At 40.8% G+C, this 16,525-nt stretch carries 12 protein-coding genes; 4 read left to right on the plus strand and 8 right to left on the minus strand.

Translation table 11 applies throughout. The annotated features are described in order from the left end of the window. Nucleotides 1–55: 55 nt before the first annotated feature. The 3 genes from NOS7107_RS18020 to NOS7107_RS18030 all read right to left on the minus strand — a co-directional run bounded on the left by NOS7107_RS18020 (nt 56) and on the right by NOS7107_RS18030 (nt 3,897). The gene (locus NOS7107_RS18020; protein WP_015114381.1) at nt 56–2,146 is read right to left on the minus strand and encodes an NAD(P)H-quinone oxidoreductase subunit 5; all 2,091 of its coding nucleotides are present in this window, start codon (nt 2,144–2,146) and stop codon (nt 56–58) included. 243 nt (nt 2,147–2,389) lie between these two features. Next, the gene (locus NOS7107_RS18025; protein WP_015114382.1) at nt 2,390–2,776 is read right to left on the minus strand and encodes a co-chaperone YbbN; all 387 of its coding nucleotides are present in this window, start codon (nt 2,774–2,776) and stop codon (nt 2,390–2,392) included. A 407-nt stretch (nt 2,777–3,183) separates the two neighbouring features. Continuing rightward, nucleotides 3,184–3,897: an NnrU family protein gene (locus NOS7107_RS18030; protein WP_015114383.1), complete on the minus strand. Its 714-nt coding sequence runs from the start codon at nt 3,895–3,897 to the stop codon at nt 3,184–3,186. Between the two features lie 216 nt (nt 3,898–4,113). Here NOS7107_RS18030 and NOS7107_RS18035 point away from each other — a divergent pair, with 216 nt between their 5' ends. The 3 genes from NOS7107_RS18035 (at nt 4,114) to NOS7107_RS18045 (ending at nt 7,793) form a co-directional block, all read left to right on the plus strand. Further along, a complete protein-coding gene (locus NOS7107_RS18035) occupies nt 4,114–5,127 on the plus strand; it encodes a LysR family transcriptional regulator (protein ID WP_015114384.1) in 1,014 nt (337 codons plus the stop codon). An 81-nt stretch (nt 5,128–5,208) separates the two neighbouring features. Further along, the gene (locus NOS7107_RS18040) at nt 5,209–6,573 is read left to right on the plus strand and encodes a serine/threonine-protein kinase (RefSeq protein ID WP_015114385.1); all 1,365 of its coding nucleotides are present in this window, start codon (nt 5,209–5,211) and stop codon (nt 6,571–6,573) included. 185 nt (nt 6,574–6,758) lie between these two features. Next, on the plus strand, nt 6,759–7,793 hold the full coding sequence (locus NOS7107_RS18045; protein WP_044500926.1) for a substrate-binding domain-containing protein: 1,035 nt from the start codon (nt 6,759–6,761) through the stop codon (nt 7,791–7,793). Between the two features lie 716 nt (nt 7,794–8,509). On the opposite strand, the gene NOS7107_RS18055 is transcribed toward NOS7107_RS18045, so the two are convergent. Further along, nucleotides 8,510–9,229 (minus strand): Crp/Fnr family transcriptional regulator, encoded by a 720-nt coding sequence (locus tag NOS7107_RS18055; protein WP_015114387.1) that lies wholly within the window; start codon nt 9,227–9,229, stop codon nt 8,510–8,512. Nucleotides 9,230–9,630: 401 nt separating this feature from the next. Between NOS7107_RS18055 and NOS7107_RS18060 the strand changes: the two genes are divergently transcribed. Further along, a complete protein-coding gene (locus NOS7107_RS18060) occupies nt 9,631–10,419 on the plus strand; it encodes a DALR anticodon-binding domain-containing protein (RefSeq protein WP_253274453.1) in 789 nt (262 codons plus the stop codon). A gap of 347 nt (nt 10,420–10,766) precedes the next feature. Here the strand turns inward: NOS7107_RS18060 and NOS7107_RS18065 are convergent, their stop codons facing one another. From NOS7107_RS18065 to NOS7107_RS18080, 4 genes are all read right to left on the minus strand, one after another. Continuing rightward, the gene (locus NOS7107_RS18065) at nt 10,767–11,627 is read right to left on the minus strand and encodes a Cof-type HAD-IIB family hydrolase (RefSeq protein WP_015114389.1); all 861 of its coding nucleotides are present in this window, start codon (nt 11,625–11,627) and stop codon (nt 10,767–10,769) included. Between the two features lie 369 nt (nt 11,628–11,996). Further along, nucleotides 11,997–12,734 carry a choice-of-anchor E domain-containing protein gene (locus tag NOS7107_RS18070; protein WP_015114390.1) on the minus strand — a complete coding sequence of 246 codons (738 nt, stop codon included), beginning with the start codon at nt 12,732–12,734 and terminating at the stop codon, nt 11,997–11,999. A 408-nt stretch (nt 12,735–13,142) separates the two neighbouring features. Beyond that, nucleotides 13,143–15,473 carry a single-stranded-DNA-specific exonuclease RecJ gene (gene recJ / locus NOS7107_RS18075; protein ID WP_015114391.1) on the minus strand — a complete coding sequence of 777 codons (2,331 nt, stop codon included), beginning with the start codon at nt 15,471–15,473 and terminating at the stop codon, nt 13,143–13,145. A 20-nt stretch (nt 15,474–15,493) separates the two neighbouring features. Further along, nucleotides 15,494–16,294 (minus strand): PD-(D/E)XK nuclease family protein, encoded by an 801-nt coding sequence (locus tag NOS7107_RS18080; RefSeq protein ID WP_015114392.1) that lies wholly within the window; start codon nt 16,292–16,294, stop codon nt 15,494–15,496. Between the last annotated feature and the right edge of the window lie 231 nt (nt 16,295–16,525).

The raw sequence follows: 16,525 nt of genomic DNA on the forward strand, positions 1-16,525 counted from the left end.
TTTGTTTGTGTAGCCGCGAATTCTATTCGCCCTGGCTCTAATTTGACTACACAAATCAGGTCACACCAAAAACGATCACTAAGCCTAAAACTGCACCAAACACAATCAAGGCATAGAATTGAACGCGACCGTTTTCTAAATATTTCAACCCTTCGCCGCTGACTAGGGTGAAAAAGCCTGTCAAGTTGACAGCACCATCAACAACGCGGAAGTCAACCTCCATGACTTGTCTAGCTAGGCGACGCAAGCCAAGGACGAAGACGCGATGGTAAATGTCATCAAAGTACCACTTGTTGAGGGATAGTTCGTACAGAGGTTTGATTTTAGCAGCGATCGCAGCGGGGTCAATTTTCCCGCGCAAGTACATCAAGGAAGCTAAGGTAATCCCAATCAAGGAAATCCCCACTGAAGCCCCCGCCATAATATAAAATTCCGTCGGGTCGAACTCGGCGGCTTTTTCTAGAACTTCGGTGAGAGTTTCGTTGGGTGAGTAAATAAATTCCTCAAAGTAATTGGCAAAGGGAGTCCCCACCAAACCAATCAAAATCGAAGGCACGGCCAGCACTACTAATGGTAATGTCATTGTCCACGGTGATTCATGGGGAGAATCGCTGTGATGACCATGAGAATCATGATGGTCTCCTGTGGCAGCTAACTCACCGTGTTTCATTGCCCCAGGTCCAAAATTCGGGGCTGGTTCGGCGGTTTGTAATTCGAGAATGATTGTCGATGCTTTTTTCAGCTTGTCTTTGATTTTCTCGTCATTTCCCCGGAATTTGCCTTCAAATGTCATGAAATACATTCTGAACATATAGAAAGCAGTAATACCAGCCGTTAGCCAGCCAATAATCCACAGAAATGGGTTGGCCTCAAATGCCTTACCGAGAATTTCATCTTTTGACCAAAAACCAGCAAAAGGAGGCATCCCGGAAATGGCCAAGCAACCAATCAAGAAGGTTGTAGCTGTGACGGGCATATATTTCCGCAGTTTACCCATCAGCCGCATATCCTGGGCTAAAGCAGGGTCATGACCGACGACTCCTTCCATCCCATGAATCACAGAACCAGAACCTAAAAACAGCATCGCCTTGAAATAAGCGTGAGTCATCAGGTGGAACAAGCCAGCACTGTAAGCGCCTACTCCCATCGCCATCACCATGTAACCCAATTGGGAAATGGTGGAGTATGCCAAGCCTTTTTTGATGTCGTTCTGCGTAATCGCAATTGTCGCCCCTAAAAACGCTGTAAATGCCCCAGTAAAGGCAATGACGTTCATGGCGGCGGGTACGTGTTCAAAAACAGGGTACATCCGGGCAACGAGGAATACACCTGCTGCCACCATTGTGGCGGCGTGGATTAAGGCAGAAATGGGTGTCGGGCCTTCCATCGCGTCTGGTAGCCAGACATGGAGGGGGAATTGTGCCGATTTTGCCACTGGGCCTAAGAAAACCAAAATTGCAAACAGAACTGCGAGAAAATTGCTAATTGTACCTGATTGCACTAGTTGAGCGAGGCGATCGCCCATGATATGAAAGTCGAAACTGCCGGTTGCCCAAAACAGTCCCAAAATACCGAGTAATAGACCAAAGTCACCGACTCGGTTGGTGACAAATGCTTTTTGACAGGCATCTGCCGCTGACTTGCGATCGTACCAAAAGCCGACCAGCAAGTAGGAACACATCCCCACCAGTTCCCAGAAGATATAAATTTGCACTAAGTTGGGGCTGATCACCAGACCCAACATTGAGGAGCCGAATAAGCTCAGATAAGCGTAAAACCTTACATATCCTGGATCATGTGCCATGTAGCCATCGGTGTAGACCATGACTAGAAAGGCTACGGTTGTCACAATTACCAGCATGAGGGCAGTTAGATGGTCAATAGTGTAGCCCATGCTCAGGTGAAAATTCCCGGCTGCGGCCCATTCCAAGGTACGAAGATAAGTCGGATGTCCTTGAATTTGACTCCAGAGCAAGGCAAACGACAAACCCATCGCTGCTCCCATCAAGGAGATAATCAACACAGCGTTGAGTTGTCTTAGGCTGTTAGTCACCTGATTTATCGAAATTAATCCCAAACCGACCAGCATTGCCCCTAACAGAGGGAATACTGGAATCAGCCAGGCATATTCATAGATTGCTTCCATCACTGACGCGTAATTTTAGAATTCTTGACTAGCTTAGGACAGTTTTGCGGCGGCTGTCCTCCGCAGGCAACTGTCCAGGTTGGAACTGTTAATAATTGTGACACACACCCCTGATGATAAAATACCCCACTCAAGTGTGATTGGGTGGGGTAATTAAGCATGGTTTTAGATTTAGTCAAAAGTCCATAGTCAACAGTGCATAGTTAACAATAAAAATTATTAACCATTGACTATTGACTCATATTATGCAGTACGACATTCTAAATCTGCTGTTTGGGGATGGTTGTATGTTTTAGAACGTTTGGTGTAGGTGAGCTTGATTTCTTCTAACGCCAGACGTAAATCGTCTCTACCACGAAAACCTTCTAGGCGATGTCGGATAATTCCGTTTTCTACTAAAAGTAAAGTGGGTAGTGACTTGAGACGATAAGTATTAGATAGTTGGAAGTTTTCATCAGCATTAACCCCCACCAATTTAATTTGCTCTCCGCATTGAGATTTAAATTGCAACAATAAAGGGTGAATAATGCGGCATAAGCCGCACCAAGGTGCTTCAAAATTCACTAAAACAGGTACTGGAGATTCTAAAACTTCTTGAGTAAATGTCTGCTCACTAACCGACAACACCATGATGCCTCGAAAATTATAGGGTTTTAATATCAAACTAGCTATCAGCAGGGAGAATTGCCAACCCAGTCAGTACCCATCTATGAATCAGCATTCAGGATTAAGATGATTCAAAAATTTCTTCTGCTTTGATTTTAACTCTGATAAAAAAGCCAGCGCGATTGTCACATTGGCATTTTGATTTTTTAACTCCTGATTGCTGCTGCGATAGAGGGCGTTGAAAATGCTGTGCCATTAAATTCTCAACCAAAGTATTTGATCAGCGACTTACCACTACATGAAGATCAAACTGGCTAAGTTTACCCCCACTGACAACTAGTTGATTTGATTCTATATTGATTTGGGAGCAATTGATAAGTGGAAATTTTCATTCACTCAGATTTTTTGTTGATGGCAGGGATCAGCAAAAATCACCATCCTATCTTACTAGTTCCTACTATCAATAGTGGATGTGACCACCAAAGCAGACCGACAAAAATTACTACCCCTAAATAAGCCGGACGAATAAATTCCTGCCATAAGATAGATTGACGACCATCAATAATTGCCTTAAAAGGCATGATAGAAGTTCTTTGCTTCACAAGTTCAAAAGCTTCGCCGTAACGTTGGGATAAACGGCGATCGCCATGCCAAACTCCAAATAAGTGATGTAATACTAATCCCAGAGATGTTACCAGAGTAAAACTAGTCCCTAGCCACAGACTATGGGCAATACACCAAATAACTTGTCCTACCATCTGGGGATGACGGGTAATGCGGATAATGCCCGTTTCGTACAGATGGACTTGGGGCTTTTGAATAGCCGCAATTTCTAGTAGATTGAAGGTGGCAGGATACAAAAACAAAAACGAAATTGCTGACAACACCCAAACTACAGCCTTTACCCCTGGTAATCCCTGTACCTGCCAAATTTGCCAGCCATCATAGCGGTGATTAAAAAAGTAAATAATTAAGATGACAGCCAACGGTAAACTAACTAATGCAAATAAAATGCGATAAAGCCTTGCTCCTATATGCTTCTCAGCCAATGGACGTAGAGCAGCCCCGCCACTGTGGGCGATCGCAAAAGCAAATTGTAACCCCAACATGACAAAATGACTGGGAGTAAACCAAGGATCGGGCATCGTAGACATGGGTGAAGTTATTTAAACAAAAGTTAATACAGTACAACCAATAACACAAAGTATTCAACAGGGGATTTGAGCAAAGATGCAATATTAGCGTCTTTTTTAAGTCAAGTCTTCAATTTTTAAGATGCAATAAATCATCTCTCACTTTTTCGTGATGAAATCGGATTTATTGCCAAAGTTGCTCCTTTCAAAGTTTGTGGGTTGAGCCTTATGTCTGACCTTCCTTTCACTTTAGATCAGTTACGTATCCTAAAAGCGATCGCTGTAGAAGGGAGCTTCAAGCGTGCTGCTGATAGCCTGTATGTCTCCCAACCTGCCGTTAGTTTGCAAGTGCAGAATCTGGAACGGCAACTGGATGTTCCCTTATTTGACCGTGGTGGCCGTCGCGCACAATTAACCGAAGCAGGGCATCTACTTTTAAGTTACGGCGAAAAAATCCTCAGTTTGTGTCAAGAAACTTGTCGCGCCATTGAGGATCTACAAAATCTTCAAGGTGGCACATTAATTGTTGGTGCTTCTCAAACCACTGGGACTTATTTATTGCCCAGAATGATTGGGATGTTTCGCCAAAAATATCCAGATGTTGCAGTGCAATTGCACGTCCACTCGACTCGCCGGACTGCTTGGAGTGTCGCCAATGGACAAGTTGATTTAGCAATTATCGGAGGGGAAATTCCTGGTGAATTAGCAGAATCTTTGGAAATTATTTCTTATGCAGAAGATGAACTGGCACTGATTCTGCCAGTCTTTCATCCCTTTGCCAAACTTGAAACAATTCAAAAAGACGACCTATATAAATTACAATTCATCGCTTTAGATTCACAATCAACTATTCGCAAGGTCATCGATCAAGTACTAGCACGCTGCGAGATTGATACCAGACGTTTTAAGATAGAAATGGAACTAAACTCCATAGAAGCAATCAAAAATGCCGTGCAATCAGGCTTAGGCGCTGCCTTCGTTTCGACATCAGCGATCGCCAAAGAATTACAAATGGGTGTGCTTCACTGCTCCCCAATAGAAGGCGTGATTGTGAAACGCACACTCTGGCTGATTGTTAATCCAAATCGGTATAGATCCAAAGCAGCAGAGGCATTTAGTCAAGAAATTTTGCCACAGTTTGCTACTCCAGGATGGAACCAAGACCTGGTAAAATTATCGCAAAAAAAGCTAGTAGTTAATACATTAGATGTAGCAACGCCCAGTTCTTCTGACGAAGGCTGATACCTGTCAATAGTCAATAGTCACTAGTTAAGGGCTACAGGCTATTGGCTACTAACTGTGGACTATTGACTCAAAACTAACATGGAAGCTTACTGCACCCGTCCACGCTGCCCCCGCCCGAAAAACTATTTTGCCGACCTAGATGAAGCAACAACCTTAAAAACAGCGCAGCAAAAATACTGCGCTACCTGTGGGATGCCACTCATCCTCGATGGTAGATACATATCTACCAAATTGCTGGGTCGGGGAGGATTTGCTTCTGCCTTCCTCGCACGCGATCGCCGCATTCCTGGAATCCGTGCTTGTGTAGTCAAACAGTTCCAACCAGCAGAAAATATCAGTGCCAATCAACTGCGAATCGCTCAACAACTATTTGAAAGAGAAGCAGATGTCTTAGCCGAAATCGGCAGAGAACACGAACAAATACCGGAACTATACGCTTTTTTTCAAACTACTGTTCCTGGCTTTAATCAGCCAAATCACGAAGAACAGTTTTTTTACCTAGTACAAGAATATATTGATGGACTAAATCTTGAGGAAGAACTAACGCAAAAGGGTAAATTTTCTGAAGCAGAAATTTTATACATGCTGCAAGAAATCCTGAAGGTACTCAAGTTTGTCCATGATAAAAGTATTATTCATCGAGATATTAAGCCTTCCAATATCATGCGCCGCCAGGATGGGAAATTATTTCTCTTAGATTTTGGCGCAGTTAAGCAAGTCACAAATGTCGTAACAGGTACGATTGCATCATCTACGGGAATTTATTCAGCCGGATTTGCACCCCCAGAACAGATGACAGGGAATCAAGTATTTCCCTGTACAGATTTATATGCTTTGGCTGTTACCGCTGTCACCTTGCTCACAGGTGAACCAGCTACACAGTTATTCGACCCATTGATTAACCAGTGGACATGGCGATCGCACGTGAATATTAACCCCCGCCTAGCTGATGTTTTAGATAAAATGCTTTTGCCTGCGGTCAGTCAACGCTTTCAATCAGCGGAGGAAGTGCTAAAAGAACTTTTTCCCCAGCTAATACCCCCAACTACTCTTGGAAACACACCACCCCAACGCCACGGAATAAAGCCGCCTGCCATTTTTTCCACTAGGGATTTATTATCAGGGGCAGCTGTGAGCGGCTTTGAAAGTGCATTAATTGCGATCGCCTTATATAGTCTGATACCCACACCAATCATCGTTTTAACCATCACAATGGTGATTTTAAGTGTGAGCATTTTTGCTCACACTCGACGCTCGATTAAAACCACACATTTATTGATTGTTGCGGTAATTACTTTTGCGATCGTTCTTTTCGTTCCTGCCTTGCAAGCAGGAATGGATATTCAACAAATAGTAATTTTAGGAATTACTGGCAGTTTAGTAGCTATTGCCGTCACCACACTATTTCAGCTTATATACAAGTTATTATCTATGATGTTTTAGCTAAAACTAAGTATGGTTCATTTCTCCCTCAGTGAGTAATTTCAGGAATCAAATTGAGGTACTGTGTAGCATATTTCGTACCAACAGCATCGCAACTAGGAAATTAGAGTTTAACTAAACTTTAACCTAGAGTCACCCATAAAATGAGAAATTACTTTCAGGGTAAGAAAACCAAACAACCAACTATGACGCAACAACATAGAACTAATGAAACTAAAGTTTTGGTTCTAACACTAGCAATCACCTTGGGACTAGTGGGTGGTTTTTTGTGGTGGTTTTCTCACAGCTATGGCATAAAAGCTGGTTATCTTAATAGAACCAGGGTAGACACTCCAACAACGGATACCTTCTCTCAAGTACCTGATGTTCCTACAGGATTATTTAGTTATGGAGGTAGTACTACTTGGGCTCCCATTCGCCAGCAAGTAGATTCGGCAGTGGCGATTGTCTGGCCTAGATTTCAACTACGCTATACTGAGCCGATAGAAGCTGCACCCGGTTCTAGTACAGGAATTAAAATGCTGCTAGGTAATCAGTTAGCATTTTCTCAGTCTTCCCGCGCCTTGAAACCAGAAGAAAACGAACAGGCGAAACAATTGGGATTTACAATCAAAGCAGTTCCAGTTGCAATTGATGGACTGGCGATCGCAGTTAACCACAATCTCAGCATTCCTGGGTTAACCCTTGCTCAACTTAAAGATATCTACACCGGAAAACTCACTAATTGGCAACAGTTAGGTGGGCCGAATTTACCCATAACACCCTATTCTCGTCGCCTAGATGCAGGCGGAACTGTCGATTTTTTTGATGAGAATGTGTTAGCCGGAGAAAAATTTGGTAGTAATGTAAAATTTGTCCACAGCACAACTCCAGCCTTGGAAGAAGTAGCGAAAAACCCTGGTGGAATATATTACGCCTCTGCACCAGAAGTAATCGGACAATGTAGCATCAAACCCTTATCATTGGGTCGAAAATCTGATAAACTCGTTAAACCTTATAAGGAACCCTATATTCCACCAGAAAAATGCCCAAAACAGCGTAATCAACTTAATAAAGAAGCATTTCAAACTGGTGAATATCCCATCACCAGACGTTTATTTGTCATTGTTAAACAAAATGGACAAAGTGATCAGCAAGCTGGAGACGCTTATGCCAATTTGTTGCTCACAGATCAAGGCCAAGAATTAATTGCTAAAGCTGGATTTGTCAGACTTCGCTAATCAAAATCAGCAATTTATAGGAGTAGAAGCACAAATTAGGTCTATGTTGATTATTCAAAGTCTTAGGGCAGATACACAGGAACGTCGGCAGTGGGTTGGGCAGCTTTGCCGATTTGAGGCGACTGGAGTGAGAGGTTTGGAGAGAGGTCTCAAAAATAAGTCGTACATCGCGTAAACTTATGTTCAGCACTTTGCTATGTAGAGTCAAAATTGACAATTGGAGCCTATAGTTAGGCTCCAATAATTCTGTGAATCAACTGTATTTCCACTACACCGCTGATAACAACAAGATAGACAATTGCACTGAAAAAGTCTTGGGTAATCAATACTTTCGACTCTAATTTTGAGTTTTTTTCAAGACCACCCAAATTTAGGTAAAGTTAGCTGATCTTTCTTACTGGAATTTACTACGCTCTTGCCTTAAACAAGCATCATCTTTATTGTTCAATTTAGTTCCTGCTGTCGAGAGGCAAACAAGATAATTAATACGTTCTCTACCAAGAACTATTATTTTTGCCTTGTGAATATCTTGTACAAGAGACAAACTTCACACAGAAGCTTTTTTATCTAGAATGACCCGATTACGCACAATCTGTTTGTGGTGGTCAAACAGATTGGTCAAACACAAGAGTAAGTAGGTGTTGCTGCGCCAACTTACTGATGACTGATCGGGTTCAAATTCTAATAGATGCTGTGACAGGAACTCTAAAAACGTCTTAGCTGGCTCTATTAATTGATTCTGCTGGCAAGCAAATTAGATTATCTCCTTGAGTGAGGATTAAACCTCTTTGACGCAATTTGCCCATTAAGCGGGTAACAGTTACACGAGTAGAGCCAATCGCGCTACCAATTTGGGCATGAGTTAGAGGGAAAGGCAAACAATAGCCTCTAATCACATCGGGATCAGTCTCACTCATTGCTGGTTCGCCATATTCCTCAATTAACAATGTGAGGAATCCTAAGAGTCGGTCAATTGTGCGTCGTTGCCCTAAAGCACTCAGCCACAACAATTTACGTTGATGCTGATACCTAAAGGCATCCATAACTTCGCGCCGGAAGTGAGGCCAATTATCTAAATCATGCCAGTACATCCATAACACCGCAGTTTGGTCAACGTGTGCGTATGCCTGGAGGGTGAATGGTGACTGAGCGACAATTTCAAATGGTTGTCCTGCTCCGACAAAACCCAAGAAGGCTTCTTCTGGAGTTCTGTTAATGCGTCGAGATGTTAGCTGACTGGCAGTAGCACTAACTTGAGCAGTACCTACCATACGGATCGCACCTCTTTGCACCAAATACAGCAATCCAGGTCTAGCTGGAATGCGCTCATCTTTGCTAAAGGTGCGGCAACGATAGTGTTCTTGAGCCCAATCAAGAATACGTTGCCAAGTCAAAAAAGGGCGTGATGCCTCAGAAAAGGAGGATGGAGATTGCATAGGTAACAAAGAGCGTTCGGCTGAAGACAAAGACGTTATAAAACAAGGTGCAAGGAGTGTCTTTGTGTTGGCGGGTAGGCTTAACGCCTAACAGCGCCAGCCATCCAAAGAGTAGAAAGCAATTTTGCCCCTACTCTTTTGTTATACTTCTTACTGTACAATGATGGTAGTAAAGTTTACTTACTATTCATAGAATATTTATTAAATTTTATGCTCTTCTCATTTTTCTTTATATAGATAAAACTTATATCTAAAGAAAGATGACAAGCCACTATTAGAGAAATAATCAAAAGATATTCTTATGGTATTTAGTGCATAGTCGGTCAATAATAAGCAATTACCCATCAGTTAAACAGCTACTACATGCTTTGTTATTTAATACACTAAGTGAAACTACACAAGTGGAAAAAAAGCAGTTCATAGAATTTAAAAAAAATCATCTATATAAAGATAGAGATAATAGCAAAATCTTGTATATCTCAGGAGTAGCACAGCAGTTATCAAAATCTCATAATTCCACCGCTATGGATATAGCCGATAGTATCAGAGCTAAATTATCGGCGACCAGTGGCGACGTTTGTCAGGTCAAAATTGTTCCACCTGGTTGGATTTATTTAGAATTAACTCCTCCTTTTTTGGCAACTTGGTTACAACACTTGGTAATGGGATGCCTGGAACAAGACGGAAAGATGGGAAAAGAAGAAATAAACTCACAATTTAAAGACCACAACCCGGCAAATATTTTTGCTGTTCAATACTCTCATGCACGCTGTTGTTCATTAATATTGCTAGGTCATCAAGAGGGATTAATCCAACTGAGGGAACCTTTACCATATAATCATCCTGCATTTGGGCAGTTATTACCTCAACAGCCAATACCTTGGTTGAATCATGACAAGCAACTTTGCCTCAATCTCTCAACGGAGAAAGATTTACTTGCTCAGTTAGTACAAGTAGTGGACGACCTGGTATGTGCGAGTACTAGTGATGCAATTAACTGGCAAAAAGCAGCTTTGAAGTTGAGTCAAGCGCTAGAAAACTTCTGGTGCCAGTGCCGCATTTGGGGTGATGTAAAAATTTATTCACCGGAACTAGCTCAAGCTAGGCTGGGTTTGGTGATAATTACTCAACGTTTGCTGAGATTTTTGCTAGTAGAAAAACTAGGAGTTACTGCTCCGTGGGAACTGTGAACTTTTATCGTTGCCTAGAACTCATAAATTCAAAGGAGTTATACCAATTCACCAAAATTTTGATATACATACAAAAACTGGCATGACTTAATAATTTATTGAAGTTATAAAGTTGAATTTTCCAGAAACAGCTACACAATTTTGTTAGGAATAAGCGTGCTATTCAATCCGTAGTGTTTCTGACAAGAAATATAACAATTTTTATTATGGCTATTGACGCATAAAAGTAGTTCGACTATACTTTCAGTTGTGTGAGGAGCGAACCAGCAAGAACACCGAGACGAAACACGGCCAGTCGTCGGTGTTCTTTCTGATTTCATGATGTATAAAGGTTGAAATAGCAATCTTTAAGAGAGTAAAAATTTTTTGATCGCGATCGCGGCTCCATCTTTTTCTACACTAGGAGCTATCCACTGAGCGATCGCTTGTACTTCTTTGGGTGCATCTCCCATCGCTACACCAATACCAGCATATTCCAACATTTCTACATCATTAAAGTTATCACCAATAGCCATCACATTATTTCTTTGTAAACCCAGAAGTTCTTCGGCAAAATAACGTACAGCAGCGCCTTTATTAACAGCAGGATTTGTGGCTTCAAAAAAGGTAGCAACAGAAGTTGTCAGGTAAAGTTCTGCGGGTGTGTATTGACGGCGCAAATTTCCCAATAACCGATCAATCGCTTCTGTGTCATCGCACAAAGCTAAAATTTTTGTTGGTTCATGTTCAATTAAAATTTGGCGTAAATCACCCACAGCAATTGGGTTAATTCCTGAGCGTTGTGCATAAATTTTAGTTTCTCTGGTTAACTCCCGCACATAAAGCTCATCATTAATGTAAAAGTGGATAGAAAGAAGCGATCGCCACTGGGGTTGTTCAAAATAGTCTAGTAATTGGTGTGCTATTTCTCTAACCACAGGCAAATGACGATGTATTTTCTGGTTTGTGGGGTCTTGAATCCAGGCTCCCTGATAAGCTGCTAACGGTAGGTTAGAGCCAATTTCTTGATGAAAGCGCAAGGCGGAACGATACATACGTCCAGTCGCAATTGCTACATTAATTCCTTTGGCTTGTACGGCAGCGATCGCTTGCTTGACAGATTTGCTTAAGGAATTAGATTTTCCGGCGATCGTACCATCTATATCTAAAACTAGTAACTTAATCTCTTGTGTAGGTAGAGCTTGATTTTCAGGCGATGCCATATACATAAATTTTTAACCTGTGAACTCCCAGTATGAGGTTAACAGGCATTGGCACAATCTGATTCAGTCAAAATAATTAACCAGAAATACATCGAAAATTATTTATCGTCTTTGTCTCTTTTGTTCATACAGTATGTTTTCGGTAAAGGAGGTTAAAAACATGAAAAACACACAATAACTTATCAAGAAAAATAAAAAACCTAGACGAAAAGTCTAGGTTTTCCACAGTTAAATAAAAGATGATTCTGACAGTAATAATCGACATGAGAAAGGTCTAACAGATGCACAGATATGTTATTAATGCAATGTGCTTTCTGGTGATTAATTGATATTAGTCAATTGAAACAGGTGAGAAAACTCACCTGTTTCTACCGATTAGTTAGACGCTTTGAGCCAGCTTTTTCTGCGTTGTGACATTAAACCAATTCCTGCTACTAAACCAAGACCAATTGCCGCAGAAGGTTCGGGTACAGCTTTGGGGTCGTAGTTATAAGTAACATTAACATTTGCACTGGCTAATGTAGTAACATAAGAGGCAAGATTACCAGGGCCAGAAATACTTGAATTAGCTGTTGCTAAGAAGGTGAAGTCTGTGGTTCCTTGACCTAGGAAATATTGCAAGAAACTGCTATCAGCGAATGTTTTTGTTTCTGTAATACCAGCACTTAATCCAGCAACTGTTCTACCAGAAGTACCACCGTAATCCAATACTCCATCTCTCCTAGCTACGGTGTAAGAATAAGACTGTTCTGGATTTAACTCAAATCGATCTACACCTTCTGGTAGTTGCAAATTCAGTGTACCTGCAAGATTTACTAGGACAGTAGCAGCATTATTGCTTCTGTTTTCAAAGCCTGCATCTCCTTTCAAATTGCCAATAAACTCTATGGTTACACTTTTGAGAGTACCTAGTGCTGAGTTAAACTTTTGAACGCTGATTGTATCCTTGATGTCTGTTATGTAGTAACCATCAGCTGATGCTGCTTCATCTGTAGGTTTGTATTGGTATTGAGTAGAGTAAGAGAGTGAAGCTGCATTTGCTGCGCCTGCGGTGGCTACGATACCTGCTAATGTGGTAGCTGCTGCTAGAGTTTGGAATAGTTTTGTTGTCATGGGAAATTGGGAAATTATCTTCTCAAACTGGATAAACGCAAGATTGCTACACTATTTCTAACTCTTAGTTTCTAGTTCTCGGCTTGCTAAAACTACCGAAATTTATGTGAAGCTTTGATTATGAAAAAACCTGCATAAATCTCCCTTTGAGAACCACAGATAAAGTTTTGTTAAGGTTGACAAATTAGATGGAGATATTGGTTGCGCCTCAATGGACTATCAAAAACCATCAGAAGTTTTGCCCAATCATAACTATTTCAACTCAGCAAATGTTCAGATATCAGCTGAATTTCCTATACATCAAGTTATTTATCGAGGATATATGCACTATTGGTATAATGAGCATGAAAGCTAGTGTGAATCGTTAAAATTTTAAATTTCTGTGGGTGTAATTCGCACTATCTATGATTAAAAAGGCAGAGGTCGATTAATAATCGCCACAATAGTAGATAAAGGTACTTCAGAAAAATACTGTCGCTGAAATTGTTCTTCGCTGACTGCGGCTAAAAATTGAGTGACGGCTGCATCCGCTAGGTTGGCGGAAATTGTTTGGGGATTTTGGCTGATTTGTAAAGAACGGTCTTGTCTTGTGACAATAAATCCGCAATATTTTAAAGCTTTGATTCCTAAAAGCAAGCTTGAATTACCTATACCTAATTTTTCTAGTAGTTGTGTGCGGTTAACTAGCTGCTGTGTACGACTCAGATATTTGGCAATACCAACCAAGGTAAACCAAATTTCTTGGGGTGGTTGGAGGTGAAGTTTAGACCAAGCAAGGGCTAATTGTTGACTATTATAAAGAGAGCGTTGCCACCAAGCACGTAATTCATCCCAGCTAGTGGGGCATTGTTCAAGGATGAGTGGAGAGTGGGGAGTGGGAAGTACTGAGTAATCTTGATTTCGCCAGTCTAGGATTTGTGTTGATTGTTGTTGATTCAATTCTGAGTTAGCACTGGGACGGACGGCGATTAATCTGATTTCATAGCGTTTTTTGAAACTGTTGTAATCTAGTTCAACTATGCAATCAGCTTTGCCTATAGGTAATTCATCCTTATAATGTCCCCACCACACACCAGGAAAAAAATTTTTAGTAGAGTCATCCCGAATATCAAAATCTGTTTTAATGTACTGTACTTTTTTTCCTTGCCAGTCTTGCTGATTGCGATGCCAAGCGTTTTCAAACCAGCAGTTTTGGATGAGTAGTTTTGGGGCTGGGTTTCCCATACCGCAAGGTTCTAACAGTTTCAGTTCTAAAAATAATTCTTTGCCCAAATCAGCTACGGTCACTGTTAAATCTGCTTGAACCGTAGGTATCAATTCTGTACTACCCGAAGATTGCCGCAACTGCTGATTGATTGCTTGGGTAAATAAAGGAATATTTTCTACTGGTAGACTCAAGCCTGCGGCGTAGGGATGTCCACCAAAGCGATGTAATAAATGTGCTTGGTCTTTGACTAGTTGATATAAATCGACAGAATTGATGGAACGGGCTGAACCTCTTGCTAGGGGAATGGAATTGTCTAAACTCTCTTCTGTGCTTAACAAAATTGTGGGACGGCCTGTTTCTTGGGCTACTTGTCCGGCGACTAAGCCTAACACGCCTGCTGGCCATTGGGGATCTTCGAGGACGATGACGCTGGTGGTTGATAAATCTAATTGGGAGAGTTTTTGGACTACTTGGGCTTGTACATCTTTTTGTAATGATTTGCGGCGAGTGTTGGCAAGTTCTGTAACTTCAGCCAATTGATTGCAGTGTTTAGCATCGCGGCTGGTCAATAATTCTACGCAAAAACTCGCATCGCCTTGAATGCGGCTAACTGCGTTGATGCGTGGCCCTAAACCAAAGGAAATATCTGTGGGGCGATCGCCACTTTTTTGGCACAATTCTAATAATCGCCCTACACCTGGTCGTCTTCGTGCGGTTGGAAGTTGTTTAAAGTCTGCTTGTAAACGTTGAATTCCCAATTGTGCTAAATATCGACAATCTCCCTTGAGTTGCACCAAATCGGCAATTAACCCTACTGCGACTAAATCTAATAAATTTTCCAGTGCATCTTGTGGGACATTTGGCAGAGTTTGATAAAGAGCTTCTATTAACTTGTAAGCTACTGCTACCCCAGAAAGATTAAATAAAGGATGAACGCTGGGTAAATAACGGGGATTAATAATTGCTGTAACTGGTGGACGTTCCGCAGGTAAGGTGTGATGGTCTGTAACAATAACATCTATATCTAACTGTTTAGCATAGATAATTTCATCAATATTTGTGCTACCAGTATCACAAGTAACTATTAATTTAAAATTTTGTTTTGCTAAATTATCAATTCCTGAATTATTCAGTCCGTGGGACTCTCTTAGGCGATTGGGAATGTAATAAGTTAACTGACTATGTTGCTGAAAAAATTGCCCTAAACCATCCCATAACACAGCAGTAGAAGTGATACCATCAGCATCAAAATCTCCCCAAATAGCAACTTTTTCACCAAGACTACGCGCTTGCTGTAATCTGGCTATTGCTAGGTGCATTTCTGCTCCAAATTCAAAGGGACTAGCAGGTTGATAAGTTTGATAGTTAACAAAAGCTGCTAGTTGTTGAATATTTTTGATATCTCTTTGCCATAATAATTGTGCAGCATATAGTCCACTAGATGAAGGTGTATACTGTTTGACTGCTGCAATAAACCACTCTGGTGGTTGTTCAGTTGGGGCTAAAAGCCACTGTGTTTGGTCATTTGTCATTTGTCAATAAGATTGAACCGTTAAAGAGAGACTTCTTGAATACTTTCAATATTTGGTAATGGGTATGTCTTTGTTGTTTCAGTTGATCGGTTACGTTGACAACGAATAGCAAACTGACAGTAATTGCAAGTTTTACTACTTTCAATTACTTGTGGGAATAGCTGACCTTTTTGATAAAGTTTTAGGAAATTAGAGAGATAATTTAACAGTTGATTGAGGTCTTTTTCTGTTTGCTGATGTTGCTTATTATTATAGGTAAATTTGATATTCTGTGGTCTGCCTTGAGACTGAACAAACCAGTAAGTCATAGAAATATTTTCTGGCAAATATTCGCTAGTCTCAGCTAATACGTACAGATAAAGACGTGTTTGCCAGTTTTGTTCTAGTTTGTGTTGATCTGGGGGTTTTGGATAAGTTTTCCAATCTAAAATTTGTGCTTGTTGATTATCTGCAATTAATAAATCATAAATAACAGTTAGTAAATAATCTTGAAGTTGTAGGGTACGGTAATGTTCACTGTCACGAAAGGTTTGATTATCTCTTAGAGGTGTGACAATTTCTGGGGCAGCATTGGTAAAAGCAGACATCCAACTTTGCAGTTGCGGATCTGCTTGCAATAAACTATCAATTGGTAAACCCATTTCTTGCTGCTGCATTAACAAGTGAAAACGGCTACCTAAAGTTTGTCTCTCTTCATGTTCAGGATCTGAAGGAGAATTGAGTTGTTCTAAATAAGTATGCTGGAACTGACGGGGACAACGTTCTAATAAATTGAGTTGTCCTTGCGATAGTCGTAATAAATTAGGAGAATTTGATAGCATTATTCTATTGTAGATTTAGCAGCGATCGCTTAGAGTAATCAGGTCTGATTTGTAATAATTTTTATTTTGAGTATCATTGTGTTCATCTCAAATAAACTATAAGTAATTAATGAGATTATTCGTTATAGTCAAGTTTTCGTTGAAAATCTTCAAAATGCTCTGTAAAAATAAATCTTGAATATATATGTTTTGGGCTAACTGGACAATAAATGCCAGGCTGTAATTGATGTT

It is taken from the genome of Nostoc sp. PCC 7107 (assembly GCF_000316625.1).
GTDB lineage: Bacteria > Cyanobacteriota > Cyanobacteriia > Cyanobacteriales > Nostocaceae > Nostoc_B.

Coding starts and splice junctions, on each gene's coding strand:
- NOS7107_RS18035 (WP_015114384.1), top strand. CDS start 4,114: ATGTCTGACCTTCCTTTCACTTTAGATCAGTTACGTATCCTAAAAGCG.
- NOS7107_RS18020 (WP_015114381.1), bottom strand. CDS start 2,146: ATGGAAGCAATCTATGAATATGCCTGGCTGATTCCAGTATTCCCTCTG.
- recJ (WP_015114391.1), bottom strand. CDS start 15,473: ATGACAAATGACCAAACACAGTGGCTTTTAGCCCCAACTGAACAACCA.
- NOS7107_RS18080 (WP_015114392.1), bottom strand. CDS start 16,294: ATGCTATCAAATTCTCCTAATTTATTACGACTATCGCAAGGACAACTC.
- NOS7107_RS18055 (WP_015114387.1), bottom strand. CDS start 9,229: ATGCAATCTCCATCCTCCTTTTCTGAGGCATCACGCCCTTTTTTGACT.
- NOS7107_RS18040 (WP_015114385.1), top strand. CDS start 5,209: ATGGAAGCTTACTGCACCCGTCCACGCTGCCCCCGCCCGAAAAACTAT.
- NOS7107_RS18025 (WP_015114382.1), bottom strand. CDS start 2,776: ATGGTGTTGTCGGTTAGTGAGCAGACATTTACTCAAGAAGTTTTAGAA.
- NOS7107_RS18070 (WP_015114390.1), bottom strand. CDS start 12,734: ATGACAACAAAACTATTCCAAACTCTAGCAGCAGCTACCACATTAGCA.
- NOS7107_RS18045 (WP_044500926.1), top strand. CDS start 6,759: ATGACGCAACAACATAGAACTAATGAAACTAAAGTTTTGGTTCTAACA.
- NOS7107_RS18065 (WP_015114389.1), bottom strand. CDS start 11,627: ATGTATATGGCATCGCCTGAAAATCAAGCTCTACCTACACAAGAGATT.
- NOS7107_RS18030 (WP_015114383.1), bottom strand. CDS start 3,897: ATGCCCGATCCTTGGTTTACTCCCAGTCATTTTGTCATGTTGGGGTTA.